Annotated in this window: 27 protein-coding genes; 12 read left to right on the top strand and 15 right to left on the bottom strand. The window is 64.3% G+C overall.

Annotated features, from left to right (window positions below; genetic code table 11):
* The first annotated feature begins 8 nt into the window (after positions 1–8).
* On the top strand, positions 9–161 hold the full coding sequence (locus AC0L30_RS16270; RefSeq protein WP_007590908.1) for a hypothetical protein: 153 nt from the start codon (positions 9–11) through the stop codon (positions 159–161).
* Positions 162–267: 106 nt separating this feature from the next.
* Here AC0L30_RS16270 and AC0L30_RS16265 read toward each other — a convergent pair whose 3' ends face one another.
* The 3 genes from AC0L30_RS16265 to pxpB are packed head-to-tail and all read right to left on the bottom strand — an operon-like array spanning position 268 to position 2,836.
* On the bottom strand, positions 268–1,038 hold the full coding sequence (locus tag AC0L30_RS16265; RefSeq protein ID WP_473404705.1) for a LamB/YcsF family protein: 771 nt from the start codon (positions 1,036–1,038) through the stop codon (positions 268–270).
* 32 nt (positions 1,039–1,070) lie between these two features.
* The gene (locus AC0L30_RS16260) at positions 1,071–2,108 is read right to left on the bottom strand and encodes a 5-oxoprolinase subunit C family protein (protein ID WP_473404704.1); all 1,038 of its coding nucleotides are present in this window, start codon (positions 2,106–2,108) and stop codon (positions 1,071–1,073) included.
* Positions 2,105–2,836 (bottom strand): 5-oxoprolinase subunit PxpB, encoded by a 732-nt coding sequence (gene pxpB / locus AC0L30_RS16255; protein ID WP_473404703.1) that lies wholly within the window; start codon positions 2,834–2,836, stop codon positions 2,105–2,107. Before pxpB ends, AC0L30_RS16260 begins: the two co-directional genes overlap by 4 nt.
* Before the next feature lie 248 nt (positions 2,837–3,084).
* On the opposite strand from pxpB, the gene AC0L30_RS16250 reads away from it, so the two are divergent.
* Positions 3,085–3,783: a ribonuclease activity regulator RraA gene (locus AC0L30_RS16250; protein ID WP_007590912.1), complete on the top strand. Its 699-nt coding sequence runs from the start codon at positions 3,085–3,087 to the stop codon at positions 3,781–3,783.
* A gap of 25 nt (positions 3,784–3,808) precedes the next feature.
* A complete protein-coding gene (locus AC0L30_RS16245; protein ID WP_007590914.1) occupies positions 3,809–4,213 on the top strand; it encodes a (R)-mandelonitrile lyase in 405 nt (134 codons plus the stop codon).
* Positions 4,214–4,357: 144 nt separating this feature from the next.
* On the opposite strand, the gene AC0L30_RS16240 is transcribed toward AC0L30_RS16245, so the two are convergent.
* Both AC0L30_RS16240 and AC0L30_RS16235 read right to left on the bottom strand, forming a co-directional pair.
* On the bottom strand, positions 4,358–4,708 hold the full coding sequence (locus AC0L30_RS16240; RefSeq protein WP_473404702.1) for a hypothetical protein: 351 nt from the start codon (positions 4,706–4,708) through the stop codon (positions 4,358–4,360).
* A 179-nt stretch (positions 4,709–4,887) separates the two neighbouring features.
* The gene (locus tag AC0L30_RS16235; protein WP_473404701.1) at positions 4,888–5,796 is read right to left on the bottom strand and encodes a DUF2147 domain-containing protein; all 909 of its coding nucleotides are present in this window, start codon (positions 5,794–5,796) and stop codon (positions 4,888–4,890) included.
* 449 nt (positions 5,797–6,245) lie between these two features.
* Between AC0L30_RS16235 and AC0L30_RS16230 the strand changes: the two genes are divergently transcribed.
* Positions 6,246–7,004 carry an alpha/beta hydrolase family protein gene (locus tag AC0L30_RS16230; RefSeq protein ID WP_473404700.1) on the top strand — a complete coding sequence of 253 codons (759 nt, stop codon included), beginning with the start codon at positions 6,246–6,248 and terminating at the stop codon, positions 7,002–7,004.
* 28 nt (positions 7,005–7,032) lie between these two features.
* Here AC0L30_RS16230 and AC0L30_RS16225 read toward each other — a convergent pair whose 3' ends face one another.
* Entirely contained in the window at positions 7,033–7,815 is a 783-nt protein-coding gene (locus AC0L30_RS16225) for a transporter substrate-binding domain-containing protein (RefSeq protein ID WP_473404699.1), read from the bottom strand.
* A gap of 138 nt (positions 7,816–7,953) precedes the next feature.
* Here AC0L30_RS16225 and AC0L30_RS16220 point away from each other — a divergent pair, with 138 nt between their 5' ends.
* On the top strand, positions 7,954–8,451 hold the full coding sequence (locus tag AC0L30_RS16220) for a DUF1993 domain-containing protein (RefSeq protein ID WP_473404740.1): 498 nt from the start codon (positions 7,954–7,956) through the stop codon (positions 8,449–8,451).
* Between the two features lie 33 nt (positions 8,452–8,484).
* On the opposite strand, the gene AC0L30_RS16215 is transcribed toward AC0L30_RS16220, so the two are convergent.
* The 6 genes from AC0L30_RS16215 to AC0L30_RS16190 all read right to left on the bottom strand — a co-directional run bounded on the left by AC0L30_RS16215 (position 8,485) and on the right by AC0L30_RS16190 (position 14,633).
* The gene (locus AC0L30_RS16215) at positions 8,485–8,982 is read right to left on the bottom strand and encodes a hypothetical protein (RefSeq protein WP_473253623.1); all 498 of its coding nucleotides are present in this window, start codon (positions 8,980–8,982) and stop codon (positions 8,485–8,487) included.
* Positions 8,983–9,165: 183 nt separating this feature from the next.
* On the bottom strand, positions 9,166–10,155 hold the full coding sequence (locus AC0L30_RS16210; protein WP_473253622.1) for a hydroxyacid dehydrogenase: 990 nt from the start codon (positions 10,153–10,155) through the stop codon (positions 9,166–9,168).
* Positions 10,156–10,188: 33 nt separating this feature from the next.
* Entirely contained in the window at positions 10,189–11,289 is a 1,101-nt protein-coding gene (locus AC0L30_RS16205) for an ABC transporter ATP-binding protein (RefSeq protein WP_473404698.1), read from the bottom strand.
* Between the two features lie 6 nt (positions 11,290–11,295).
* Positions 11,296–12,207 carry a carbohydrate ABC transporter permease gene (locus tag AC0L30_RS16200; protein ID WP_219684342.1) on the bottom strand — a complete coding sequence of 304 codons (912 nt, stop codon included), beginning with the start codon at positions 12,205–12,207 and terminating at the stop codon, positions 11,296–11,298.
* Positions 12,207–13,145 carry a carbohydrate ABC transporter permease gene (locus tag AC0L30_RS16195; RefSeq protein ID WP_007590928.1) on the bottom strand — a complete coding sequence of 313 codons (939 nt, stop codon included), beginning with the start codon at positions 13,143–13,145 and terminating at the stop codon, positions 12,207–12,209. The genes AC0L30_RS16200 and AC0L30_RS16195 overlap by 1 nt, the downstream gene beginning before the upstream one ends.
* A gap of 147 nt (positions 13,146–13,292) precedes the next feature.
* Positions 13,293–14,633, bottom strand: a complete 1,341-nt coding sequence (locus AC0L30_RS16190; protein WP_473404697.1) for an ABC transporter substrate-binding protein — start codon at positions 14,631–14,633, stop codon at positions 13,293–13,295.
* Positions 14,634–15,110: 477 nt separating this feature from the next.
* Here AC0L30_RS16190 and AC0L30_RS16185 point away from each other — a divergent pair, with 477 nt between their 5' ends.
* Together AC0L30_RS16185 and AC0L30_RS16180 are read left to right on the top strand one after the other, a co-directional pair.
* A complete protein-coding gene (locus AC0L30_RS16185; RefSeq protein WP_007590931.1) occupies positions 15,111–15,896 on the top strand; it encodes a Spy/CpxP family protein refolding chaperone in 786 nt (261 codons plus the stop codon).
* A 111-nt stretch (positions 15,897–16,007) separates the two neighbouring features.
* Positions 16,008–16,385, top strand: coding sequence for a response regulator (locus tag AC0L30_RS16180; protein WP_354210012.1), 378 nt, complete (start codon positions 16,008–16,010; stop codon positions 16,383–16,385).
* Between the two features lie 63 nt (positions 16,386–16,448).
* On the opposite strand, the gene AC0L30_RS16175 is transcribed toward AC0L30_RS16180, so the two are convergent.
* The 3 genes from AC0L30_RS16175 to glk all read right to left on the bottom strand — a co-directional run bounded on the left by AC0L30_RS16175 (position 16,449) and on the right by glk (position 18,070).
* A complete protein-coding gene (locus AC0L30_RS16175) occupies positions 16,449–16,613 on the bottom strand; it encodes a hypothetical protein (RefSeq protein ID WP_162847220.1) in 165 nt (54 codons plus the stop codon).
* Between the two features lie 142 nt (positions 16,614–16,755).
* Positions 16,756–16,959, bottom strand: a complete 204-nt coding sequence (locus tag AC0L30_RS16170) for a hypothetical protein (protein WP_473404696.1) — start codon at positions 16,957–16,959, stop codon at positions 16,756–16,758.
* Positions 16,960–17,098: 139 nt separating this feature from the next.
* The gene (gene glk / locus AC0L30_RS16165) at positions 17,099–18,070 is read right to left on the bottom strand and encodes a glucokinase (RefSeq protein ID WP_473253619.1); all 972 of its coding nucleotides are present in this window, start codon (positions 18,068–18,070) and stop codon (positions 17,099–17,101) included.
* A gap of 256 nt (positions 18,071–18,326) precedes the next feature.
* Here glk and pncA point away from each other — a divergent pair, with 256 nt between their 5' ends.
* The 5 genes from pncA to AC0L30_RS16140 all read left to right on the top strand — a co-directional run bounded on the left by pncA (position 18,327) and on the right by AC0L30_RS16140 (position 24,063).
* The gene (gene pncA, locus AC0L30_RS16160) at positions 18,327–18,965 is read left to right on the top strand and encodes a bifunctional nicotinamidase/pyrazinamidase (RefSeq protein WP_473404695.1); all 639 of its coding nucleotides are present in this window, start codon (positions 18,327–18,329) and stop codon (positions 18,963–18,965) included.
* Positions 18,966–18,981: 16 nt separating this feature from the next.
* On the top strand, positions 18,982–20,097 hold the full coding sequence (locus tag AC0L30_RS16155) for an alpha/beta fold hydrolase (RefSeq protein WP_473404694.1): 1,116 nt from the start codon (positions 18,982–18,984) through the stop codon (positions 20,095–20,097).
* Positions 20,098–20,238: 141 nt separating this feature from the next.
* Complete coding sequence (locus tag AC0L30_RS16150; protein WP_473404693.1) at positions 20,239–22,272, top strand: NAD(+) synthase; 2,034 nt, start codon at positions 20,239–20,241, stop codon at positions 22,270–22,272.
* Between the two features lie 14 nt (positions 22,273–22,286).
* The gene (locus AC0L30_RS16145; protein WP_007590950.1) at positions 22,287–22,673 is read left to right on the top strand and encodes a GrlR family regulatory protein; all 387 of its coding nucleotides are present in this window, start codon (positions 22,287–22,289) and stop codon (positions 22,671–22,673) included.
* A gap of 109 nt (positions 22,674–22,782) precedes the next feature.
* Positions 22,783–24,063, top strand: coding sequence for a DUF1236 domain-containing protein (locus AC0L30_RS16140; RefSeq protein ID WP_473404692.1), 1,281 nt, complete (start codon positions 22,783–22,785; stop codon positions 24,061–24,063).
* Positions 24,064–24,229 lie beyond the last annotated feature (166 nt).

Here is a 24,229-nt window from a genome sequence, read left to right as displayed (position 1 = left end):
GATCGACCATGCGCGAACTATCGGCGGAAGCCAGGCTGCACTTCTACGCGCGATCGCTCTCGCGGCGGACCGGGGCGAGTGTGCATCATGCCGCGATGTACAGCGCCTTCGCGGTCATCGCCGCCATCGTGTTCGGCACGCTCTCGGTGCACCCGTTCTGATGACCCACGTAGGGTGGGTTAGCCGAAGGCGTAACCCACCAACTTCGTTCCGCATGCGCTGAGCCATGGTGGGTTACGCTTCGCTAACCCACCCTACGGACCAACCTCACGCCCCGCGCCTGAACGGCGCGACCTCGATCCCTGCGTCCTTCAAAGCCTGCCGCAGACCGCGCGCGATCTCGACCGCGCCGGACGTATCGCCGTGGATGCACACCGTGTCGGTTCGCATCTTGATGACCTTGCCCGTGACCGAAACCACCGCACCGTCCTGCACCATGCGCACCACGCGGTCGGCGATCGCCTTGGCGTCATGCAGCACCGCGCCCTCCTTCTTGCGCGAGACGAGATTGCCGTCGTCCTCATAGGCGCGGTCGGCGAACACCTCATGCACCATCGGCAGATTGGCGGCTTCGCCGGCCTTCACCAGCTTCGAATTGGCGAGCACGACAAAGATCAAGCCGGGATCGACCGCCTTGATGCCGGCCGCGATCGCCTTCGCGGTCATATCGTCCTCGCAGGCGACGTTGGAGAGTGCGCCATGCGCCTTCACATGCGTGACCTTGTGGCCGGCGGCGGTCGCGATCGCCTGCAACGCGCCGATCTGGTAGGCGACGAGGTTCTCGATCTCGGAGGCCTTCAGGCCCGCGATCGGATGGCGGCCGAAGCCATGCAGGTCGCGATATCCAGGATGCGCGCCGACCGAGACGCCGCGCGCCTTCGCCAGCTCGACCGTCCGGCGCATGATATCGGGATCGCCGGCGTGGAAGCCGCAGGCGACGTTGACTGAGCTCGCCAGTTCGATCATGGCGGCATCGTTGCCCATCTCCCACGCGCCAAAACCTTCGCCGAGATCGCAATTGAGATCGATCGTCTTCATGGGGTGCTCTCCGTCTCTGGTCGTCTTGTCGTTTACGGCTCGGCTGCGACCTGCCAGGTCCCGGCGTCGACGGCACTGACAGCATAGCCCGCGACGTTGGCATCGCTGAGCGCTTCGATGTTGAGCGCGACTGTGTCGGCGGAGCGCAGGCGATCGGGCAGGTTGCGGATCAATTGCGCAAGCTTCCTTGCCTCGTCCTGCGCCTCGGCCATGCTGACCGACTTGAAGCGGAACGCCGTTCCTGCCGAGGTCTGCGCGAGACGGCCGACATCGGCTGTGATCACGGTCGCGATCTTCGGGTAACCGCCGGAGGTGCCGCGATCCATCATCAGCGCGATCGGTGCGCCGTTGCCGGGCACCTGGATGCTGCCGTTGACCGTGCCGTCGGAGACGATGTTGTGGCCGTGCAGATGCTTGATCGCGGCACCTTCCAGCCGGTAGCCCATGCGATCTGACGTCGCCGAGATCTTCCACTCGCTGTCGAGGAACAGCGCCTTGTTGGCGTCGTCGAATTCGTCGTCCTGCGGTCCGAGCAGGACGCGGATCGGACCGCTCGATGGCTTCGGCAGTTCGATGCGCAGTTCCGGTGCACCGCTTGCGGCATCGACGCTGAATTCGTCGCCGGCCTGCAACGGGCGCGGGTAGGGGCTGCCGAGACCGGCACGGGCGTTGACCGCGAGACTGCCGAACACCGGCTCGCCCTTGATCCCGCTTTCGATCGCCAGATAAGTGAACGCACCGCCGCGAGCAAAACCCAGCGTCAGCGTCTCGCCGTCCTTCAGCGTCACCGATGTGTCCATGGCGACTGGACTGCCGGCGACGTCCGCATTGCGCGGCGCGCCTGAGATCGCGACGCGCACGGCACCGTCGCGCGCGGTGAACGAGGCGCCGAACGGGCCGACCTCGACAGCGGCTGCAAACGGTTCGTTGCCGACAAGCGTGTTCGCTGCCGCGAGCGAGAGGCGGTCCATCGCTCCGCTGACCGTCAGACCATAGCGTTGCGCGCCATGGCGTCCGCCGTCCTGGACCGAGCTTGCGGGCCCGATGCTGGCGATCACGAGCCGGCTCATGCGATCACCTGCTCGGCAATGATCTCGCCGGCCTCGGCGGCGCGGTCCTGTTCCTCGAACGTCTTGTGGTCGATGGCGAAAAACGTCACGCGATCGCCGGGTTCGGTGAGGAAGGTCGGATTGCGGTGGAGCTGATAGGTCCGCACCGGCGTGCGGCCGAGCAGGTGCCAGCCGCTCGGCGCTGCCAGGCACTGGATTCCGGCCTGGATGCCGCCGATCGAGATCGTGCCGGCAGGCGTCAGCAGCCGCGGATTCTGCCGCCGCGACATCTGCAGGGATTTGTCGAGGCCGCTGAGATAGGACCAGCCCGGCGTGAAGCCGATCATGGCGACCTTATAGTCGCCGGCGACGTGGCGCGCGACGATGTCGTCGGGTGTGGTGTTCAGCGCCTTCGCGACGTCCTCGAGGTCGATGCCGTGCTCGCCGCCATAGGCGACGGGAATGCGCCAGCGGCGCGCCCGGGTCGCCGGCGGCAGCGGCTGGCTGGCGAGCGCGAGCAGCCTTTCGCCAAGGGCATCGAAGCCGATCTTGCCGGGATCGTAATGCACCAGCAGCGAGCGATAGGTCGGCACGGACTCCGTGATGCCATCGATCGGGCTTGCTGCGAGTGCCTTGTCGAGCGCCAGCACGCGCTGGTTGGCGTCGTCGTCGATGGTACGGCTGAACTCGACCGTGACGGCGCTGTCGCCACTGGGCAGAAGGCGGGGCGGGGGAAGCGTCGCGGACATGGGCTGTCGAAATCGGGCTTCTGGAGATACGCGGGCTCGGCCTTGAGCTCCGCTTGTTCCTGCTTCGCGTAAATGCGCCCGCAAGTCCAATAAATTAATGCAGGGGGAGGCGATAAAGCCTTGTTATCGCGACGCATAACTGCGCTGCGGCCCTGCATGATTGGTAGCTTGTTGGCCCTTGACGCAAGGCCCGCACCCCGCAAGATGCGCGCGTTCTTTCCCGCCCATCCCGGAGCTCGTCTGTTTCCATGTCGCTGTCCCCCGAAGCCCGCAAGACCCTCGCCGGCATCACCACTGCTACCATCACCACGGTCCTGCTGAAGAAGGGCCTGCGCAACATCTGGATGCGCGGCGCGCGTCCGCTGCGCCCGGGTCTGCCGCGCCTGGTGGGACCGGCCTTCACGCTGCGCTTCGTGCCGGCGCGCGAGGATCTGGCGACGCCGGAATCCTGGTCGTCGCCGATCTCGACCCGCACCGCGATCGAGGCGATGCCGGAGGGCTGCATCGCCGTGGTCGATGCCATGGGCATCACTGACGCCGGCATCTTCGGCGACATCCTGTGCGCGCGCATGATGAAGCGCGGCGTCACCGCACTCGTCACCGACGGTGTCGTGCGCGACGTCGAGGGCGTGCTCGGCACCAACCTGCCGGTCTGGTGCGACGGCTATGCCGCGCCGCCGTCGGTTGCCGGTCTGACCTTCGTCGGCTGGGGCGAGCCGATCGGTTGCGGCGGCGTTGCGGTGTTCCCGAACGACATCGTGGTCGCCGACCAGGACGGCTGCGTGCTGATCCCGCAGGCGATGCTCGAACACGTGCTCAATGAGGGCGTCGAGCAGGAGCGGATGGAAGCCTGGATCGTCAACGAGGTGAACAATGGCGCGGTGCTCCCGGGCCTCTATCCCATGAACGCCGAGACCAAGGCGCGCTACGCCGCAAGCAAGAAGTAATCGGTAAGGAAACGAGGTAAATCCAATGGACATCACTGTAGCAGGCACGCGGCCGACACGCCGTGCGCCCGGGGAACACTTCACCGGCACCGTGTGGCAGGACCCCGTGATCATGGCGCCCGCCCCGGCGCGGCTGAACTGCTCGCGCGTCTCGTTCGAACCGGGCGCGCGCACCAACTGGCACCACCATCCGCTCGGGCAGACGCTCTATGTGATTTCGGGAGTCGGCCGGGTCCAGTCCAAGGGCGGGCCGATCAGGGAGATCCGTCCCGGCGACACCGTCTGGATTCCACCGGGCGAGCTGCACTGGCACGGCGGGTCGCCAACCAACGGCATGACCCACATCGCCATGCAGGAAGCGCTCGACGGCGTGTTCTCGACCTGGCTGGAGCCGGTGACTGACGCGGAATACGGCGCGGCGGTCGGCTAACGTCTCGTGTCCCGGACAAGACGCATCGCCGCAAGGCGGTGCGGCGCCGATCCGGGACTCAGAGATTTGGGACCCACGAAGAATGCTGGGTCCCGGCTCTGCGGAGCAGCGTTGCACGCTGCGCCGCGTCCGGGACACAGCACCCTACATCCGCTCCGCCGTCCACGTGCCCGTGCACATGCTGCCGCGCCAGGTGCCGGAGCCCGAAGTGCCGCTGAGCCGGCCGAAGCCGACGGCGCGTTTGATTCCGGTGCTCAAGGTAACGTTGATGCTGCCGGCATCTGCGACGCGGCCTGACGCCGTCACCATTGCGCTGCTCGAGGCGATCTGACCGTTGTTGATGCCGATGGCGACGGTCGAGCCGTTACCGCAGGTCTCGCTCGACGACGAGATGCGGACATTCCATGCGCCGTCGAAAGTGCTGGCGCTGGCCTGCGCGGCTGGCAACGCGATGACGATGATTGTGGCGAAGAGAGCCCTGCGAAATCCGTTCATGACACGCCCCTAGGGTTGATCATGCGGGATCGTGTCACGGACGCGGAACCGGCGATGTGAGGGCTGTCACGCGCGCGACTGGCTCTGTGATGTCGCGCACGTCGCAATCGATTGGGCGGGCGAAAGCAAAAGGGCCCGCATTGCGGGCCCTTTGTCTCGGTCAGAGTGTCGCCCCGAAGTCAGTTCACCCGCGTCCAGGTCTGGCCGCCGCAGAACATGCCGCCGAAGGCGCAGCCCTGCACGCGCAGGCGATCGGTGCCCTTCAGCGCGATGGTTGAATCATAGGTCGAGCCGGAGTTCGGATCGAGGATGCGGCCGGACCATTTTGGGTCCTTGTTCTGGTCCTTGCCGGGCTTCATGTTGATTAGAACCTGCTCGCCATTCTGGTTCGATTTCGAATCGACCGAGTAACCGCAGAGATTGCTGCCGCATTGCTCGATCCGGACCTTGCCTTCCTTCTCCTCGGTGAGCCAGACGCCGAGCGGTGAATTGAGATCGCGCGTGGGCGCGGTTGCGGGAGCCGGCGGCGCGACGGCAGCGGACTGAACGGGGGCAGGCGCAGGCGCCGGGATGGGAGGCGGAGACGGCGCCGGAGGCGCGGCTGCGACGGTCGGGGCGGGCGGTGGAGGCGGTGCGGGCGGGACTGCCGCCACCGTCGGGGCGGCACTTGGGGCCGGCTGAGGCGGCGGCACAAGCGCCTCTTCGGCCGGAGCATTGTTAGCCGTGGCGGCGGGAGGTGCCGGCGGGGCAGGAGGCGCGACGGCCACGGGAGCTTGGACGGGGGCTTGGACAGGGGCCTGCTCGGCGGCCGGGGGCGCCGTGACCGGTGCCGGCGCCGGATTGGCCGGCGGCTGCGGGTCAACCTTGGCTTGTTGCGGTGCCTGCGGGTCCGCTTTGGGAGCCCCCTTGGCATCGTTCTTGGCCTTCTTCGCCTTGCCCTGGCCGGTGTTGTCGTAGACGCCGGGGATTTGCACCGTGCCGCGGTCGGGATCGATGCGGATGGTGCGCCCGCCATAGTCGAAAGTGTACTGCGCCTGCGCAGCGGTGCTCGCCAAAAGGAATGCGGCCGTGGCCAACAGCTTCCTCATTTCGCATCTCCTGAAACAGGTGGTCCCCGCACCGACGCTTACGCGCCGGTTCGATCGCAAAAAGTGACCTAGATCACTGTCACCGTATGAGTCGTGGTCCGGCGGTTTCGGGTTCAATAACACCGGAGCGGGTCCAAAGTTGGACAGCGGCGTGGCCCGCATCTGGACGGATACAGAATGGGCAAGTACAACCGTCCTGGTTGAATAGTTTGAAAGTACACGCTCATGCCACGGCCACTTGCCACAATCATTCTGATCGCGGCCTGCTGTCTAGGTGCGACCTTGGCGCAAGCGGCCGGACTTCAATTCATCGAGGTACCCGCGGATGCCGACGGGCTCGCCCTCAAGGGCATGGCGTGGACACCTTGCACGGCGGCGCCCGCCGAGGTCGCATTGGGCCGCGGAGTCATTGTGCCGGGCGTAAAGGACTGTCCGGTCGCGGCAATCGATTGCCACTGATCGTTGTCTCGCACGGGCGCCGCGGCTCGTTTCTCACGCACAACGATACCGCGGCCGCACTTGCTGATGCCGGATTCGTGGTCGCTGCCATCAGCCATCCCGGCGACAATGCCAGGGACAGCAGCCGGACGGACGAGTTCTCCGTCCTTATGCAGCGTCCCACCGACATGAAACGGCTCACGAGTTTCATGCTCGGCGCATGGAAGGAAGCGGCGGTCCTGGACCCCCGGCGGATTGGCCTGTTCGGGTTCTCGCGCGGCGCCTATACCGGTCTCGTCGTGATCGGCGGCAACCCTGACTTCGGCGCGCTGGCCCGGCTCTGCGAGAGAGAGGGAGGCACGACGCCGAAATGTCGGGACATTCGCGAGGGCCGGATGCCAACCGAGCCGGCAGTCCACGATCCCCGTGTCAGAGCGGCCATCTTGGCGGATCCGCCACTTCTTGATGGTCTCTTCAGCCGAGAGCGCCTCGCCGATCTAACGATCCCAATTATGTTGTGGCGTTCAGCGCTCGGTGGCGACGGCGTCACGCCCGATGCTGTCGATGTGCTGGAAGCCCTTCTTCCCGCACGGCCCGATTATCGGATCGTGCCCAACTCCGCGCATTTCTCCTTTATCGCGCCATGCGCGCCTGAACTGGCCGAAACAGCGCCGATTCTTTGCACCGATCCGCCCGGGTTCAATCGAAAAGCGTTTCACGACGAGTTCAATGGCGCGGTCGTGGCCTTCTTCCGCGCGCGCCTGGAGTGACGTAAGGCGCACGCAGCGCGGGTATCGCCTAGTCGAACCAGGCGGCGTAGATCTTCTTGTAGCTGCCGTCCTGCATGGAAATGTGCAGCCATTGGTCGACGAATGCCTTCAGCGCCATGTCGCGCTGCAGCCAATAGGCCTTCTCGGAGAAATCGAACGGCGTTTCGGGATGCACCGCGCAGAGCACGCCTTGATGCTGCTTCTGCTGGTAGCGCGTCTCGGAGGCGTCCGTCATCATCAGATCGGCATTGCCCTTGGCGATCTCGTCGAAGATCACGGTATTGTCCGGGAAGACTGTGATGTCGGCGTCCTTGATGTTGGCACGGGCGAAGCGCTCGTTGGTGCCGCCGGGATTGACGATGACGCGGGTGCCCTTCTTGTCGATGTCGGTGATGCTCTGGTATTTGCCGACATCGGCACAGCGCGCGATCGGCGTCTTGCCCTCGCGCATGATCGGCGTGGAGAAGAAGCCCTTCTTCTGCCGGTCCAGCGTGACCGAGACGCCGCCCATGGCGATGTCGAACTGATCGGCCTCGAAATCCTTCATCAGCTTCGGCCAGGCCGTCGGCACGAATTCGACCTTGACGCCGAGCGCCTTGCCGAGCGCCTCCGCCATGTCGACATCGAAGCCACTGAATTGCTGCGTCGTCTTGTCGAGATAGGTGAAGGGCTTGTAGTCGCCGGTCATGCCGATGCGCAAAGTACCGCGCTTGACGATCTCGTCGAGGCGGGACGGCGCCGCCTGCTGTGCGTGGGCAGATAGGCTTGCCAGCAGGACCACGGCCAAAGTCGCCAGAATTCGACTGGTCATTCGAACGATCATCTCTTTTCCACCCATGCCCAAGCTGTCATTGTGCAGCTCTCGATGCCTGTCTTGAGGCTTGGATTTAGACCAGATGCCCGTCGCTGGCGAGGCGGAAGTGAAGGGAATTTTGAAGTGACGATTTCGATGCATGACGCCTCGGTCGGCGTCTTCGTGCCGTATCTGCGCAATCTGTCCGCGCTGCTCGACAAGGGCGTTGCCTATGCCGAAGCCCGGAAGTTCAACCCGGCCGTCCTGCTCGGCATGCGCATTGCGCCCGACATGTACGATCTGGCGCAACAGATCGGCGAGGCCTGCCGCCATGCCACGGTCGCCGCGGCCTTGCTGGCCGACTGCGAGCCGGTGATGCTGCCGGTGCTGGAGCACGACATGGCCGGGCTGCAGGCCCGGATTGCGACGTCGATCGAGTTCATCGAAAGCCTGCCGCGCGCGGAGATCAATGCTGCGGCGGAACGGAATGTCTTCTTCAGGCTGAAGAACGGGACCGAGTTGCCCTTCACCGGGCGGACGCTGCTGCTGACCTTCAGCGTGCCGCAGTTCTTCTTTCACGTCACGACGGCCTACGACCTGTTGCGGCACGCAGGCGTCGAGCTCGTGAAGAAGGATTATCTCGGACGGCGATAAGCCGAACCCGTATCCAGTTCGCTCGGAAGCGCGCTAGGCTTCGCCCTTGCGCTCGTAATCGGCGAGCGAGCTGCGGCCGGCGATCTCGCTGCGCAGCTCTTCGAAGCGCCGATGGGCCTCGTCCTCGTGCGTGTCGACGAAATGCACCGCGGCCTCGCCGGTCATAGGGCCGCTGACCACGGGCACGGACTGCTCGCCGATGGTTTCGTGGACGTAGAACTGGCCGTCGTCGCCGCGATGGACCGTCCATTTCAGACGGATCGCCACCATCGGCCCGGGGCCGACCTTGCTGTAGCCGTCGGCATCGGTATGCTCCGGCACCAGCGGCTGCTCCTCGACAACCGGATGCTCGTCGACCACAGCGTGCTCGTCCGCGACCCCATCCTCACCAGCAACCACCATTTCGGTCACGGTGACGGTCTCGGTCTCGCGCACGGTCTCGGTCTCGCGCACGACGAGGACGGGTTCAGGGTGCTCCAGGATGCTGGCGATGGTCGCCAACGCGTGGTCGGTCGGGTCGATCTCTGACAAGGGTCCATCCTCCAGCTCGACGCGGCCGGCAAGTCTGTCCCACTGCCGCCGCAGCCGGACCTATTACGCGGGTTTGATTAAGGCTGAGTGAGGGCTCGATCTGCACCAAAATGGGACTCATTCTGGCGTTCCGAAGGCGGGCGGGTTGATCGTCCGCCCAGAAGAACCGCCCGGGAGACCAGCTCAGCCCAGGACATCCTGATTGATGATGTTCTGCCGGATGGGATCGCCGTCCAGCACACTGAGGATGTTGCGCGCGGTCTGCTCGCTCATCCGGCTCACCGCCTCGACCGTGACGCCGGCGACATGCGGCGCCATGATGACGTTGGGCAGCGCGAACAGCGCGTTGCTGACCGGCGGCGGTTCGACCTCGAACACGTCGATGCCGGCACCGGCGAGCTTGCCCGAGACCAGTGCGTCGTACAGCGCCGTCTCCTTCACGATGCCACCGCGCGCGGTGTTGATCAGATAGGATTTCGGCTTCATCCGGCCGATCCTGTCAGCATCGAACAGGCCGACGGTCTCTGGCGTCTTCGGGCAGTGGATGGTGACGAAATCGGCGTGCGGCAGCGCGGCATCGAGATCGGCGACCGGCTCGCAGCCTGCTGCTTTGATCTCTGTGGCGGGCTTATAGGGATCATAGACCTGCACATTCATGTCCATCGCCAGGCAGCGCTTGGCGGTGCGGGTGCCGATGCGGCCGAAGCCGATGATGAGGACGGTCTTGCCGTAGAGATCGAACGGCAGCATGCCGAGGCGGTCGGCCCATTTGCCGTCCTTGACGCAGGAATGCATCTCCTGCGCGCGTTTTGCCAGTGTCAGCATCATGAACAGCGCCTGCTCTGCGACCGAGGGCGAGTTCGCGCTGCCCGCGACCATCAGCGGCACCTTGCGGCGGGAGAGGGCTGGTACGTCGACGGCGTCGTAACCGACGCCGATCCGGGTCACCACCTTCATGTCCTTCGAGGCTTCGAGCTCGGTCTCGCCGAAAGCGGTGGCGCCGAGCGCCACGCCATGGACCGGCGCGTGGCTCTTCAGCAATGCCTCGAAATCCCTGGCGGAGATCAGGTTCGGAAACTCGATGAGCTCGATGTCATCGCGCTGGGTGAGGAGGGCGCGGGCCCCTTGCGACAAAGTTTGCGTGACAAAGATTTTCTTCTTGTTGGTCGACATCGTCCCTACCTGCGCGAGTTTCTTGGCCGGCCGTCACAACACGACGCCGGTCGCCTCGTTTAGCAGGTGCATATTGTTGAGGTCCATCGCCAAACGCATGGGTGCCCCGTCCTTGGCGCCCGCATTGGGATCGACGCGGCCGCAGACGGGCGTGCCTTCCAGTCCGAAATAGACCAGCGTCTCCATTCCCATCGGCTCGGTGACATCAAGCACGGTGTCGAAGGTCTCGACACCCGGCTCCAGATGCGCATGCGATTCCGTGAGATGTTCGGGACGGATGCCGAGCAACAGGTTTTCAGCTCGGGGCAGCGCGCTGTAACGGGCGGCGCGGGCCGGCGGCAACGGGAATGAGATGCGGTCCGTCAGGCGGATGTTGAGCTTGCCGCCGAAATCCTCGAGCCGGCACGGAATGAAGTTCATCGCCGGCGAGCCGATGAAGCCCGCGACGAAGCGCGTGGCCGGCTTGTGGTAGAGCTCGTTCGGGGTGCCGATCTGCTCGATCCGCCCCTTGTTCATCACCACCACGCGATCCGCCAGCGTCATCGCCTCGACCTGGTCGTGGGTGACGTAGACCGTCGTGGTACGCACCTTCTGGTGCACCTTCTTGATCTCGATCCGCATCTGCACGCGCAGCTTGGCATCGAGATTGGACAGCGGCTCGTCGAACAGGAAGACCTTTGGGTTACGCACGATGGCCCGGCCCATCGCAACGCGCTGGCGCTGGCCGCCGGAGAGCTGCTTCGGCTTGCGGTCGATCAGGTCGGTGATGTCGAGGAGGCGGGCGGCTTCGGTCACCCGCGCCTTGATCTCGGCCTTGGGATAGTGCTTGAGCCGCAGCCCGAACGACATGTTCTCCGCGACCGTCATGTGCGGGTAGAGCGCGTAGTTCTGAAACACCATGGCGATGTCGCGGTCCTTCGGCGGCACGTCGTTGACGACGTCCCCGCCGATCATGATGTCGCCGTCGGTGATGTCCTCGAGCCCCGCGATCATCCGCAACGTCGTCGACTTGCCGCAGCCGGAGGGGCCGACGAGCACGATGAACTCATGATCGGAGATGTCGAGATCGATGCCGCGCACCGCCTCCACGTCGTCGTAACGCTTGATCACTTTCCGCAACGCAACCTCAGCCATAAGACATCAACCCTTTGTCGCGCCGGCGGTCAGGCCGGCAATGTAATAGTCCATCAGGAAGGCGTAGATGACCAGCGGAGGGGCTGCGCCCAGCAGCGCGCCGGTCATGATCTGACCCCAGTTGAAGACGTCGCCCTTGATCAGCGTGGTGGTGATGCCGACCGGCAGCACGAGCTGGTCGATGGATGTCGTGAACACCAGCGGATAGAGGAACTGCGCCCAGGACACGGTGAAGGCGAAGATGGTCGCTGCGATCAGGCCGGGCAGGGCAACGGGGATGAAAATCCGCGTCAGGGTCTGCAGCCAGGAGGCGCCGTCGATCAGAGCCGCCTCGTCCAGCTCCTTCGGGATCGAGGCGAAATAACCGATCATGATCCAGGTGCAGAACGGCACGGTCAGCGTCGGATAGATGAACACCAGCACGTACCACCGGTTGAGCAGGGGGATGCCGGTGAACTCCTGGACGGTCGCGAGCACCTTGAACAGCGGAATGAACAGAAGGCTGTCCGGAATGAGATAGGTCAGGAACACGCCGGTCGCGAGCGTCGCCGAGCCCCAGAACTTCATCCGCGCCAATGCAAACGCCGCCGGAATGCTGATCAACATCGTCACGATCACGACCACGATCGAGATCATCGACGAATTCCAGAAGAATCGCAGGAACTGGTTCGAGGTCAGTAGCTCGACATAATTCGAGAGGGTCGGATGAAATACCCACCACGGATTGGTGGCGGCCGAGATCTCCGCGCTGCTCTTGAGCGAGGTGATCAGCATGTAGATCGGCGGGATCAGGAAGAAGATCGCAAACAGCACCAGGAAAAAGTAGGACCAGCGCAGCGCCCAGGTGCGGTCGCGGCTCATGCTTCGAAGCTTGACCTTGCGTGTCGGTCCGGCCTTGTCGATTGCGAGCGTGCTCATCAGGCTTCGTTCCCACGTTTGTTGACATCGCGCAGGATGAAGACCGCTGCGACGGCGAGGATCGGCACCATGAACAGCGAGACGCAGGCGCCGAGCGGAATGTCGCTGCTCTGGATGCCGACCTGGAACGCCCAGGTGGCGAACAGGTGCGTCCGGTCGAGCGGACCGCCGGAGGTGAGGATGCGCACGATGTCGAAATTGGCGAAAGTGACGATCAGCGAGAACAGCGTGGTGATGGCGATGATGTTGCGCATCATCGGCAAGGTGATGTGCCAGATCTTCTGCCACCAATTGGCGCCGTCGATTGCTGCGGCTTCGTAGAGCTGATCGGGTACGGATTTCAACGCGGCCAGGTACATGATCAGGAAGAACGGCGCGCCGTACCAGACGTTGACGAGGATGACGGAGAAACGCGCCCAGAAGGTATCACCGAGCCACGGGATGGGACCGATGCCGAAGAACGAGAGCGTATAGTTGAAGGCGCTGTAGGAGGGGTCGAACAGCCACAGCCATGCCAGCGTGCTCATCGCCGGCGGGATCACCCAGGGCACCAGCAGCATGCCGCGCCATTTACGTTGCTTCTTGCCGGGAATGTTGTGGACGAAATGCGCGACGATGAAGCCGATCAGCGCTTTGAAGACCACGGCGGTGATCGCAAAAATGCAGGACTGTCTCACCACCATCCAGAACGTTTCGCGCTTGAACAGAAAGGTGAAGTTGCTGAGGCCGACGAATTTTGTCATCGCCTTGTTCAGCGTCGCCAGGTAGACCGAGTAGAAGGCGGGATAAAGTACGAGCAGGGCGATCAGGAGGATCAGCGGCAGCGTCAGGAAGAACGCTACGGTCGATTTCCGTCCCATTGCATTGCGCAGGCTCGCCCGTTTGCGCGGGCTCGCAGCTCGAGCGGGACGGCCTTGCTCAACGACGACATCGGCCATGAATTTAGCCTCTTTGCAGGACACCTAGCAGGATATCTGGAACGGCGAAGCCGGCGCAGCCGTCGGCTTCATTCGGCAAGCGGATCGAGCGAGGGGTGCCTCGGCGGCCCACGCCCGAAGCGTGAACCGCCATGGCACATACCCGGCTCAGGTCCGCATGAAGCCTTCGCACTCGCCTTCGGCCCAGGCGAGCGCGGTTTCCAACTTCTCTCCTTGTGCAAAGCGCAGCGCCATCTTGGTCAGCGTCGCCTGGAAGTAGATCTGCTGGGCGATCTTCGGCGGCGCCGGAGACGCGGCGATCGACATCGTCTGCTGCTTGTAGGGATCCGCATAGTGGAAGAGTGTGCCCTTCGGCGGCCCTTCCTCGGCCCAAGTCTTGAACTTCGTCATGTTCGCGTAGGCCGGGAGATCGTACCCGCCGCTCGCCGCGACGAACTTCTCGATCGCCGCTGGCGAGGACAGGTGAACGAGCAAGCTCTTGGCCGCTTCCTTGTTCTTGCCAAAGGCCCAGACGCCCCAGAAGTATGGCAGGAAGGGCGCAAAACGGCCCTTCGGACCGGACGGGAAGCCGTGCGTCCAGCACTGTTCGGCGACTTGCGGTGCGTCGCGCTTGGCGACCGCCCAGGCGCTCGGCGGATTCAGGATCATCGCGCCGCGGCCCGAGATCAGCCATTTGTTGTTGGAGGCATCGTCCCAGGACGGCGCGTCGGTGGGCAGGACGGCGATCAGCTTCTTGTAGAATTCGAGCGCCTGCCGCACCGCGTCGGTCTTGACGGTGATATCGCCCTTGGCGTTGACGAGCTCGGCGCCGAAGGACTGGAAGATCGCGCCGGCGGTGTCGACGCTGTCGGTGGTCTCGCCGAGACCGATGCCGAAGGGGAAGCCGGCCTTGTGGCAAGCCTCGGCCGCCTTCAGGAACGTCTCCATGGTCCAGTTGTCCGCTTTCGGCGGAGCGCCGACTGGATACATCTCCTGCACGTCGATGCCGGCGTGTTTCTTCATGAGATCTATGCGGGAGCAGGGGCCTTTGATCTGGCTTCCCGGCGTCGCGGGCACTGCGAGCCATTTGCCACCCGACCGCCCGAGATATTTGACGGTGTCGTTCACCTCACCGTTCTGCTTGATGAGCGGCTCCATGACGTCGTTGAGCGGCTCGAGATTCTCGGAATAAGCGTGCGGCCACCAGCTCGGCATCTGGAGAATATCGTGACCGGACTTGGCCTGGGCTTCCGCCGCTGCGGTCAGCTCGATCTTCTTGTTGTTGCTGGTGATGTAGTCGATCGAAACCTCGACCTTCTCCTTCTCGCCCCATTCCTTGACGAGAGCGGTTGAGGCATCGTTGGCGCCGGGCACCCAATGGTCCCAGAAGCCGATCGAGAGTTTGCCGGCGGCGTAAGCGCCCCGGACATAGGGCGCCGCGATCAGCGCCGTGGAGGACATTGCAGTGGCAGCCACAAATTGACGTCGCGTCAGTGTCTTGCGTGACATCTCGTTTCCTCGCTTGGGTGTTTTATTGTTCTGGCGTTTCCTCTGAACTCTTCCGAGTTCTGCTTTCTTTTTGAAAGTTTCTTGTTCGACGTTTCTTATTGATGCCGTCGGCTTCGAAGGCAAATTGGTAGCGCGATCAGATCATGATTGATTGCTTCTGTCGAGAAAACCGAACGGCTTGCGCCTAGAACTAACGTTGTGTCCGGGAAGGTGGCAGTGCCCTCGATGTCCTGCGCAGGCCATGAACCACGATCGGTCATTTTGCGACGCACACTTTGCGCCGACCTGCCCGGCCGATGCATGCGCAATTACGCCGCAGTTTCGAATAAGCCTGCATAAGCGCCTCGGGCCAAACACTTTTCGGGCGTGGATAGCAATTGTCGGTGGCTAGACCTCGAAGCGGTGAAAACGATAGAGTTGCAACTGGCGAGTGGTTCTCACCCCCAACAGCCTAATCAGATCGAGATGGAGACCAGAATGATCAACCCGGCGCCGCTCGCGCGGCTTAACCTGCGACGATGGTTCGCGCTGGGGTCCGTTTTCGTGTTGCTGCTCGGCGCAGCCGCGGTGGCGAACGCTCAGGGCCTGGTCAAAGGGGTTCAGGAAGGGGCGGCGGCCGGGAACAAGGCGGCAGGTCCGGTCGGCGGCGTGCTTGGCGGCGCGATCGGCGGTGTGGTCGGCGTTTTCACCGGCGTGCTCGGCGTTGGCAATAATGGCAATCAGGCGCCTGCAGCCAAGGATGCGAGCAAGGACGCAAGCAAGGATGCGGCCAAGGACGCCAAGCAGGGCGCCGGCAAGGACAAGGATGCCAAGAGCGCCAAGGCGGGCAAGGGCGCCAAGGCGAGCAAGGAGGCGAAGAACGCTCCGCAGGATGTCACGGTCCTGACCCAGACCGGCGCGCCGCAATTGACCGCCGACCAGATCGTCACCAACAGCGACTCCTATATCGAGCGGATCAAGACCGAACTGAACCTCACGCCCGAGCAGGAGAAGCACTGGTACGGATTCTCGAGCGCCATGCACTACCTCGGGCATAACGGTGCGGAGCGGCTCAACCTGCGGGTTGCGCGCGCCAAGCGGGATCCTCCCGACGACATCGTCGAGCAGATGCGCAACGAGGCCCAATTTCTCATCGACCGCGCTGCCGACCAGCGCAATGTCGCCGACGCCGCCGAACCCCTCTATTCGAGCCTCGATGACAAGCAGAAGCAGGTCTTCGTACAGGAGATGGTGCGGCTCAGCCACGAACGAGGACTGGATTGATCAAGTTGAATCGGATCGGGCGTGTCCGAATTAACGGCCCCCGCCACGAATTCGTGAATCCTCTTCGCGATTCGGTTATGATTAGCTTCGGAAGCTGATGGCGGGGTTGATATGGCGGACGGACTCTCCGTTTTCCTGGTCGAAGACGAGACGTTGATCCGGATGATGATGGCGGACATGGTGGAGGAACTCGGCCACCACGTCGCCGCGGAAGCGGACAATGTGCGGGACGCCAGCGCTTTCGCCATGACCGCGCAGTACGATCTTGCGATCCTCGACATCAATCTCAAGGGCCTCTACGTCGATCCGGTCGCCGACCTGATCGAGCGCCGCGGCAAGCCGTTTTTGTTCGCCACGGGCTACGGTCCGGAGCTGCTGCCGTCCTTGCTCCGACGGCGGCCGATCCTGCGCAAGCCGATTTCGATCGATCAGCTCAAGGCGATGATCGATTCGATGTTTCCGGAAGCGGCAGCGAAGACGCCGCACTGAGACCAAAAACAAAAACGGCCGCCCGTCAGGGGCGGCCATTTCGCGACGGAATTCGTCGCTGTCTCACATCAGGCCTGCGCCGAGATCGATGCCGCGCGCCATCAGGCCGAACGAGGCGACCAGGCCCGTGCAGCAAAACAGCAAGATGGTCTTGAACGAAGAAAACGAAGAATCGGCCAAACGCGTTTCGCTGGTGGCCGGCATCGCGGCGATCGAAATCATGCTCATGTTCATTCCCCCCTTTGTTGCCCCTGAATTGGATCAGGTGAGGGAACTCCTAGAGCAAAAAGTTTGACGCGAGCTTTCGAGGGATCGTTAACGAAATGGCAATCGGTCCTGCATTTTCGGGCACTGGAGCGCCATTACTCGTTCAGTGGCGCCCGTTCTTCAGCACGGTAGCGATGGTGTGGGCCGTCATGGCGGCGCGGTCCGAAGCGCGCTGGGCGGCGAGGCGGTCACGCGCCTTTTCCTCGATCAAGAGCTCGATCAGGGCCAGCCGCTTGCCATCGTCGTCCGCCTCGAGCAGCAGGCGGTGATAGCGGTGATAGTCGAAACCCAGATCCTGCTTACGCATGTCACGCCCCCGCAACTACGCCACACACAAGCCAGGATTGTTTCTCATCCGGGACGTGCGCGCAAGCACGATCCCGCGTCGCGCGCGCGTGCTCGTTAATCAGCTGTGAATTACTGGGCGCGAACGGAGGCGCGCGCCGTTAAGGCTGGTTGTGCTCGGCGAACATCTTGAGGCCGAGGAAACTCGCATCGGGCTTGGTGACCAGCCGGGTCGGGATGTCGCGGAGATAGTCCTGGAAGCGTCCCTTGGCTTCGAAGCGCGCCCGGAATGCGGAAGCTGCAAGGAAGTCGGGAAAGCGCGGCACGATTCCGCCGGCGATATAGACGCCGCCGCGTGCGCCGAAGGTCACCGCGAGATTGCCCGCGACCGAGCCGAGAATGGCGCAAAACATCTCCAGCGTCTTGCGGCTGAGCTCGCAACTGCCTTCCAGGGCGGCCTTCGTGATGGCGGCAGCATCGCGATGCGGCACCTGAGCGCCGTCAATCTCGGCCAGCGCCTCGTAGAGGCTTTGCAGGCCGGAACCGGACAACGCGCCACGCTCGATGGAGACATGGCCGAGGCGTCGGCGCATGCAGGCGATGACGCGTTCCTCGCGCTCGTCCTCCGCCGGCAGGGTCGCGTGGCCGGCCTCGGTGACGACAGCCAGTCGTGCGCCATGGCGCTCGACCAGGCAGGAAACGCCAAAGCCGGTTCCGGGGCCGACCACCAGCAACGGCTCTCCGGGAAGGCCATCTTGCCCGCCGAGCGGGATCAGGTCGGCGGGCTGCAGGGCGGGCAGGGACCAGGCCACCACCTCGAAATCGTTGAGCACATGGACGCTGTCGAAGCCGAAGGCCGGCTGGAGCTCGTTGCCGTCGATGACCCAGGGGCTGTTGGTCATGACGCAGCGGTTGTTGGTCACCGGGCCCGCCACGGCCAGCACGGCCCTTGGGGGCGGCAGGCCGTGGCAGCGACGCGCGAGAACATCGGCAATGGCTTCCCGGACGGTCGGGAAGTCTGCCACTTTGACGTAGTCGATCGGTCCGGTCTGGTCGCCCTGACTGAGCGCGAAGCGCGCATTGGTGCCGCCGATATCGGCGAGAAGAATCTGTCCTGTCTTGCCGATGGTCATGTGCGTATGGCTGCCGCAGCCCTTCCGGCTGCGGGAACCGCTTCCTCCGCTCTATCCGATCGCAAGACGCGAACGGCTGTCAGAATCCGTCCCCGGGTGGATCTAGTCAACACGCATCAGCCCAAACCGTTGCATCCCGGTCCCGACGGGGTGCATTCGCGCATATCGCCGCACCTTGTCGGTGGTTGCGAAGCAGCGCGGGAAGATCGACACTGGCGGCGTGGCCTTCGGCGCCGGTCGCGCGGGATGGCCTGGAATGGACCTTGCGATGAAGATTTCCGACCGCGACGTGCTCCTGGTCATCGACGTGCAGAACGATTTTTGCACGGGCGGGGCGCTCGCCGTGCCCGGCGGCGAGAAGGTTGTCCCCGCCATCAATCGGATCGCCCAAAAATTCGCCAATGTGGTGCTGACCCAGGACTGGCATCCCCGCGATCATGTCTCCTTTGCCCCGAACCATGCGGGCAAACAGCCGTTCGAGACCATTGCGCTTGACTACGGCGTCCAGGTGCTCTGGCCGAGCCATTGCGTGCAGGGCACGGCCGGCGCTGAATTTCATCGCGATCTCGACGCCACTCGCGCAAATCTCGTGGTGCGGAAGGGGTTTCGGCGCGGCATCGATTCCTATTCGGCGCTGTTCGAGAACGACAGGAAAACGCCGACCGGCCTGCTCGGATATTTGCGCGAACGCGAGTTGAACACCGTCTTCGTCGCCGGCCTCGCGTTCGATTTCTGCGTCCGCTTCTCGGCGGAGGATGCCCGCAAGGCGGGGTTCGAGGTCGCAGTCATCGAGGACGCCTGCCGCGGCATCGATCTCGACGGCTCGGTGGCCGCGACCCATCAGAGTTTTCGGGAGCGCGGTATTTCGCTCGTCAGCTTCGAGGCCTTCCTGTGAGGACCGTGAGATAGCCATGGCGGAGAAGACCGGCAAACAGCAGCGCGCACCGGGCCCGGTCCCGGATGACCCGCTGCTGTGGCCGTTCGCAGCAGCTCGGCTTGCCATGGACGCCTGCTTCGGATGGCTCGACCGCGGTCCGCCGGAGCAGGCCGACAGCAGTCTGCCGTGGACCACGCCCAACTCCGTCGCGCTGGAGCTTGCGACCATGCGCCTGCGCGATTGCACGCGAACGGGCTCCGGCCTCCCGGCACTGGTCTGCGCGCCCTATGCGCTGCACCGGGCCCTGATCGCCGACTTCGCGCCCGGCCACAGCGTGGTGCAGTCCCTGCAAAATGGCGGCATCGACCGGGTCTATCTCACCGACTGGCGCTCGGCCGCACCCGACATGCGCTATCTCTCGATCGACAGCTATCTCGGCGATCTCAACGTCGCCATCGACGAGATCGGCGCGCCGGTCGATCTCGTCGGCCTGTGCCAGGGTGGCTGGCTGTCGCTGCTCTATGCGGCGCGCTTTCCCGCCAAGGTGCGGCGGCTGGTGCTGGCAGGCGCGCCCGTCGACCTCTCGATCGAGTCCAGGCTGTCGCAGCTCGCCCGCAACGCGCCGGAGATGGTCTATGACCAGCTCGTCGCCCGCGGCGGCGGCAATGTCAGCGGCGAGGAGATGCTGCGTGTCTGGTCGAAGGCGCCGAGCTGCGACGACATCGCGACGGCGCTGCAGAGCGACCTCTCCGGCGAGGAAGGTGCGGCGCTGCTGGCACGCTTCGAGCGCTGGAACGCCGAGCCTCTCAATCTGCCCGGCACCTATTATCTCGAGATCGTCAACTGGATCTTCCGGGAGAACCGGATCGCGCGCGGCCAATTCACGGCACTCGGCCGCGTGATTGATCTGAAGGACGTCAAGGCGCCGGTCTTCCTGCTGGCCGGGCTCGATGACGACGTCGTGCCGGCTGCGCAGGCGCTCGCCACCGCCGGTTTGCTCGGCACACCGCCGGCCTTCGTTGCGGCGGCCTCCGAGCCCAGCAACCATCTCGGCCTGTTCATGGGGGCGCGGACCCATGCCCATGCCTGGCCCCGGATCGCCGAATGGCTGCGCGACGATCTGCCCGGCATGCTGGTGCGCAGAGCCTGACACTGCCCCAAGGGCCGGGCAGCGAAGCTGCAAATCCGTTATGCATGCCGTCGAATGGCCTGCACGGGGCCATGTCGATGGGTTAAATGGAGTCCAGAGCTGGCGGAGGCCGGTCGCGACGAGACAAAGGGACTGTGCTCGATGAGTTTCCACTCGATCTATGCCCACGGATTTGCGCGCGTGGCGGCCTGCGTCACCACCTCTCATGTGGCCGATCCCACGGCCAACGCGACGGCGGTTCTGGCGGCGGCGAAGGACTGCCACGAACAGTCAGTGGCGGTTGCCGTGTTTCCGGAGCTGTGTCTGTCCGGCTATGCGATCGAAGATCTTGTGAAGCAGGATCCGCTGCTCGATGCGGTCGAGCGCGGGCTTGTGGCCATCGTTGAGGCATCCTCGGCCCTGATGACCATCCTGATCGTCGGCGCGCCGTTGCGCTTTGGCAATCGCATCTACAATTGCGCGGTCGTCATCCATCGCGGCAAAGTCCTCGGCGTCGTGCCCAAGAGTTACCTGCCGACCTATCGCGAATTCTACGAGGGACGGCATTTCGCCTCCGGCGCCGGCACCGTCGGAGAGATGGTCGCCTTTGGCGGGCTGCATGCCCCTTTCGGCGTCGACCTGCTGTTCGCGGCCGAGGACGTCCCGGGCCTGACCATCGGCGTCGAGATCTGCGAGGACATGTGGATCCCGGTGACGCCGGCTTCCGAGCTCGCGCTCGCGGGCGCGAGCGTGCTGATCAATCTCTCGGGCAGCCCGATCACGATCGGCCGCGCCCGCTCGCGCGCGCTCTTGTGTCAATCGACTTCGGCCCGCTGCCTCGCGGCCTATGTCTATTCCGCGGCGGGGGCAGGGGAATCGACCACGGATCTTGCCTGGGACGGCCAGACCTCGATCTACGAGAACGGCGTGCTACTGACCGAGGGCGAGCGGTTCCGCCAGGGCGGCCAGATCACGCTGGCCGACGTCGATCTTGACCTGCTCAGGCAGGAACGCGCACTGATGGGAACCTTCGACGACAACCGCCGGCAGCGCGAGGCCTTCTTCCGGAAAGTGACTTTTACCCTGAAGCCGCCGGCCGCCGATATCGGCTTCCTGCGCAAGGTCGAGCGCTTTCCGTTCGTGCCGAGCGACGAGAGCCTGCTCGAGCAGGACTGCTATGAGGCCTACAACATTCAGGTCGCGGGCCTGGTCCAGCGTATGCGCGCGACCGGCACCAAGCGCGTCGTCATCGGCGTCTCGGGCGGGCTCGATTCCACCCACGCTTTGATCGTCGCCGCCAAGGCGGTCGATTTGCTTGGCCTGCCGCGCGAAAACATTCTCGCCTACACCATGCCGGGCTTTGCCACCGGCAGCGAGAGCAAGACCAATGCGCTGGCGCTGATGAAGGCGTTGCAGACGAGTTGGCAGGAGCTCGACATTCGCACCACGGCGACGCAAATGCTGAAGGACATCGGCCATCCCTTCGGCAAGGGCGAGAAGGTCTACGACGTCACCTTCGAGAATGTGCAGGCGGGCCTGCGCACGGACTATCTGTTCCGGCTCGCCAATCATCACGGCGGCATCGTGATTGGCACCGGCGATCTCTCCGAGCTCGCGCTGGGCTGGTGCACCTACGGCGTCGGCGACCAGATGGCGCATTATAACGTCAATGCCGGGGTGCCGAAGACGCTGATTCAGCATCTGATCCGCTGGGTGATTGCTTCCAAGCAGTTCAGCGACGACGTCAACCAAACGCTTGGATCGATCCTGTCGGCGGAAATCTCGCCGGAGCTGGTTCCGGCCGAGCCGGGCGAGAAGCCACAGAGCACGGAAGCTTCCGTCGGTCCCTACGAGCTCCAGGATTTCAACCTGTTCTACACGCTGCGGTTCGGCATGCGGCCGTCCAAGATTGCCTTCATGGCGCTGCAGGCGTGGAAGGACGTCGCCCAGGGTGAATGGCCGCCGGCATTCCCGACCGATAAGCGCAAGGCCTATGACCTTCCCGAGATACGCCGCTGGCTGGAGGTGTTTCTGCGCCGCTTCTTCGCTTTCAGCCAGTTCAAGCGCTCGGCGATGCCGAACGGCCCCAAGGTTTCGGCCGGCGGCTCATTGTCGCCGCGCGGTGACTGGCGCGCGCCGTCGGATTCGAGCGCGGCGGCGTGGCTTGAAGATCTCGAACGGAATGTGCCGGTTTGAACGGGAGATGAGCGATGTCGGCCGGCGATGAGCCCGAGCAGGGCGCCAACCCACAGAAGGTCCTCAACGGCCTCTACATCTTTGAGATTGAGATGCGCGACGGCAAGCGCGGCCAGGCCAAAGGCGTCGTCGTGCTCTGCGATGGCCGCATCATGGGCGGTGACAGCTATTTCTATTACACCGGCAGCTACACCTTCCGGAACGGGAAATGGCGCGGCGACATGACCGTCAATCAGCACACCGAGGCCGTCGGCAAGCCACTCGCGTTCGGCGGCAGGGAAGTGACCTGCGGCTTTTCGGGCGACTACTCCGCCGACGGCGCCGAGGTCGAAGGCATGGCGCTGGTTGGCAAGACCAGCGTGACATTCACGGCGCGGCTCACGCTGAAGGACCCGATGTGAGACCCGCCTGAGATGTGAGACCGCGTGATCAGCCCTCGTTCCTGATCAGGAACCTTCGCACCCACAGAACGTTCGCGTCTGTTGTTGCGAATTTCCGAGGAGAGGGACCATGCGCAAGCACTTGATGTTATCGACCGCAGCTATCGGACTGATGCTTGCTTCCGGCTTCGCCTACGCCCAGGCGCCCGGTGAGCGAAGGGACGAGCCGAGACGGACCGAGGAGCCGGCGAAAGGCGCCGCACCGCAACACGGCGGCGGCCAAGAGCGTGTTCAGGAGCGTGCTCAAGAGCGCGCGCAGGGCGCCCAGGAACGATTGCAGGGCGCGGGCCGCGAGGAGAAGGGCGGCGCTGCCAGGCAGGACGCGAGTGACGATAAGCGCCAGCCGGCCAGTTCTGCCGAGCGCAACCAGCCGAAATCGAAGGATCAGGCGCAAGAATCCCGCGAGCCCTCGCGCGATCGCAACCGCGATGCCGAGAGCACGAAACCCGGACGCGACAGCAAGAGCAGTGCTGAGACGAAGCAGGACAAATCCGCGCCGCAGAAATCAACGGCAGAGTCCGAGAAGTCCAAGTCAGGCACGTCTAGCCAGCAGAACGAGCGCACGGGTGCCGCAGCCAACCAGAACGAGCGCAACCAGACCCAGCCGCAGCGCAACGCGGCCGAGCAGCAGCCGCCGGCGCAGCAGAACAACCGGCCGGCCACCGCGACCGACACGAACCGGACGGCCCCGACCAACAATGCGCAGAGCGCACCTGCCAGTTCGGGCACGCAGACCAACCAAGCCAACCAGACCACGCAGACCAACACGCAAGCCAATCAGCAGGCGCAGGTGACCTCCGAGAAGCAGGTGCGGATTTCTGAAACGGTGAGCCGTGCACGCCTGGCGGAGCCGGAGCGCAATCTGAACATTTCGATCCGGGTCGGCGAGACCATTCCCTCGCGCGTGCGCCTTCACAGGCTTCCGCCCGAGATCGTCTCGATCGAGCCCGAATATCGCGACTACGAATATTTTGCGACCGGCGATGACGTCGTCATTGTGGAGCCGCGGACGCATCGCATCGTGAGCCAGGTGCCCCGCGATCCGTCGCGAGCACGTGCGCAAATGAGCGGCGGCACCTCATCGGGCATGGCTGCGGCAGGAGGGAGCGCGGCCGGGGGCAGCAATGTGAACTGCCAGATCATGCGGCGTGACGCCTCGGGCAATGTGGCCCAGGCAGAGCCCTCGACCGTAGGCTCGACCGCGCGAACCGATTCTCTGAGCGTGACTGTCCAGATGCCCGGCGGCGGCTCGTCCGCGCCGATCGCCCTCGGCGCTCCCGCGGGCAACATCGTGGTCGCGACGCAAGGGCAGGGCGACTGCACGGTGACGATCGAGCCCCAGACGCGCTAGCGCCCGTGTCGGCATAACGACGCCAAAACGACTTCGCGCCGCACGGCTGATCAAGCCGGCGGCGCGAAATCACGTTCAATCTAGAAAGTCCCGAGGTCCGGAGTGCCTAGGAGTCCGGACCTCGTAACCTTGCCCCAGCCTTTGATCCCCCCGCCCCATGTGGTCC

This window comes from Bradyrhizobium sp. MI1.11 (genome assembly GCF_055811255.1).
This window is presented reverse-complemented; position numbering and strand designations above follow the sequence as displayed.

Bases quoted from the DNA above. Each gene is read 5' to 3' on its own strand.
- pxpB (WP_473404703.1), bottom strand. From the start codon at position 2,836: ATGTCCGCGACGCTTCCCCCGCCCCGCCTTCTGCCCAGTGGCGACAGC.
- AC0L30_RS16205 (WP_473404698.1), bottom strand. From the start codon at position 11,289: ATGGCTGAGGTTGCGTTGCGGAAAGTGATCAAGCGTTACGACGACGTG.
- AC0L30_RS16220 (WP_473404740.1), top strand. From the start codon at position 7,954: ATGCATGACGCCTCGGTCGGCGTCTTCGTGCCGTATCTGCGCAATCTG.
- AC0L30_RS16210 (WP_473253622.1), bottom strand. From the start codon at position 10,155: ATGTCGACCAACAAGAAGAAAATCTTTGTCACGCAAACTTTGTCGCAA.
- AC0L30_RS16150 (WP_473404693.1), top strand. From the start codon at position 20,239: ATGAGTTTCCACTCGATCTATGCCCACGGATTTGCGCGCGTGGCGGCC.
- AC0L30_RS16235 (WP_473404701.1), bottom strand. From the start codon at position 5,796: ATGAGGAAGCTGTTGGCCACGGCCGCATTCCTTTTGGCGAGCACCGCT.
- AC0L30_RS16270 (WP_007590908.1), top strand. From the start codon at position 9: ATGCGCGAACTATCGGCGGAAGCCAGGCTGCACTTCTACGCGCGATCG.
- AC0L30_RS16265 (WP_473404705.1), bottom strand. From the start codon at position 1,038: ATGAAGACGATCGATCTCAATTGCGATCTCGGCGAAGGTTTTGGCGCG.
- AC0L30_RS16145 (WP_007590950.1), top strand. From the start codon at position 22,287: ATGTCGGCCGGCGATGAGCCCGAGCAGGGCGCCAACCCACAGAAGGTC.
- AC0L30_RS16190 (WP_473404697.1), bottom strand. From the start codon at position 14,633: ATGTCACGCAAGACACTGACGCGACGTCAATTTGTGGCTGCCACTGCA.
- AC0L30_RS16200 (WP_219684342.1), bottom strand. From the start codon at position 12,207: ATGAGCACGCTCGCAATCGACAAGGCCGGACCGACACGCAAGGTCAAG.
- AC0L30_RS16180 (WP_354210012.1), top strand. From the start codon at position 16,008: ATGGCGGACGGACTCTCCGTTTTCCTGGTCGAAGACGAGACGTTGATC.
- AC0L30_RS16185 (WP_007590931.1), top strand. From the start codon at position 15,111: ATGATCAACCCGGCGCCGCTCGCGCGGCTTAACCTGCGACGATGGTTC.
- AC0L30_RS16170 (WP_473404696.1), bottom strand. From the start codon at position 16,959: ATGCGTAAGCAGGATCTGGGTTTCGACTATCACCGCTATCACCGCCTG.
- AC0L30_RS16140 (WP_473404692.1), top strand. From the start codon at position 22,783: ATGCGCAAGCACTTGATGTTATCGACCGCAGCTATCGGACTGATGCTT.
- AC0L30_RS16225 (WP_473404699.1), bottom strand. From the start codon at position 7,815: ATGACCAGTCGAATTCTGGCGACTTTGGCCGTGGTCCTGCTGGCAAGC.
- glk (WP_473253619.1), bottom strand. From the start codon at position 18,070: ATGACCATCGGCAAGACAGGACAGATTCTTCTCGCCGATATCGGCGGC.
- AC0L30_RS16245 (WP_007590914.1), top strand. From the start codon at position 3,809: ATGGACATCACTGTAGCAGGCACGCGGCCGACACGCCGTGCGCCCGGG.
- AC0L30_RS16250 (WP_007590912.1), top strand. From the start codon at position 3,085: ATGTCGCTGTCCCCCGAAGCCCGCAAGACCCTCGCCGGCATCACCACT.
- AC0L30_RS16175 (WP_162847220.1), bottom strand. From the start codon at position 16,613: ATGAGCATGATTTCGATCGCCGCGATGCCGGCCACCAGCGAAACGCGT.
- AC0L30_RS16155 (WP_473404694.1), top strand. From the start codon at position 18,982: ATGGCGGAGAAGACCGGCAAACAGCAGCGCGCACCGGGCCCGGTCCCG.
- AC0L30_RS16260 (WP_473404704.1), bottom strand. From the start codon at position 2,108: ATGAGCCGGCTCGTGATCGCCAGCATCGGGCCCGCAAGCTCGGTCCAG.
- AC0L30_RS16240 (WP_473404702.1), bottom strand. From the start codon at position 4,708: ATGAACGGATTTCGCAGGGCTCTCTTCGCCACAATCATCGTCATCGCG.
- AC0L30_RS16195 (WP_007590928.1), bottom strand. From the start codon at position 13,145: ATGGCCGATGTCGTCGTTGAGCAAGGCCGTCCCGCTCGAGCTGCGAGC.
- pncA (WP_473404695.1), top strand. From the start codon at position 18,327: ATGGACCTTGCGATGAAGATTTCCGACCGCGACGTGCTCCTGGTCATC.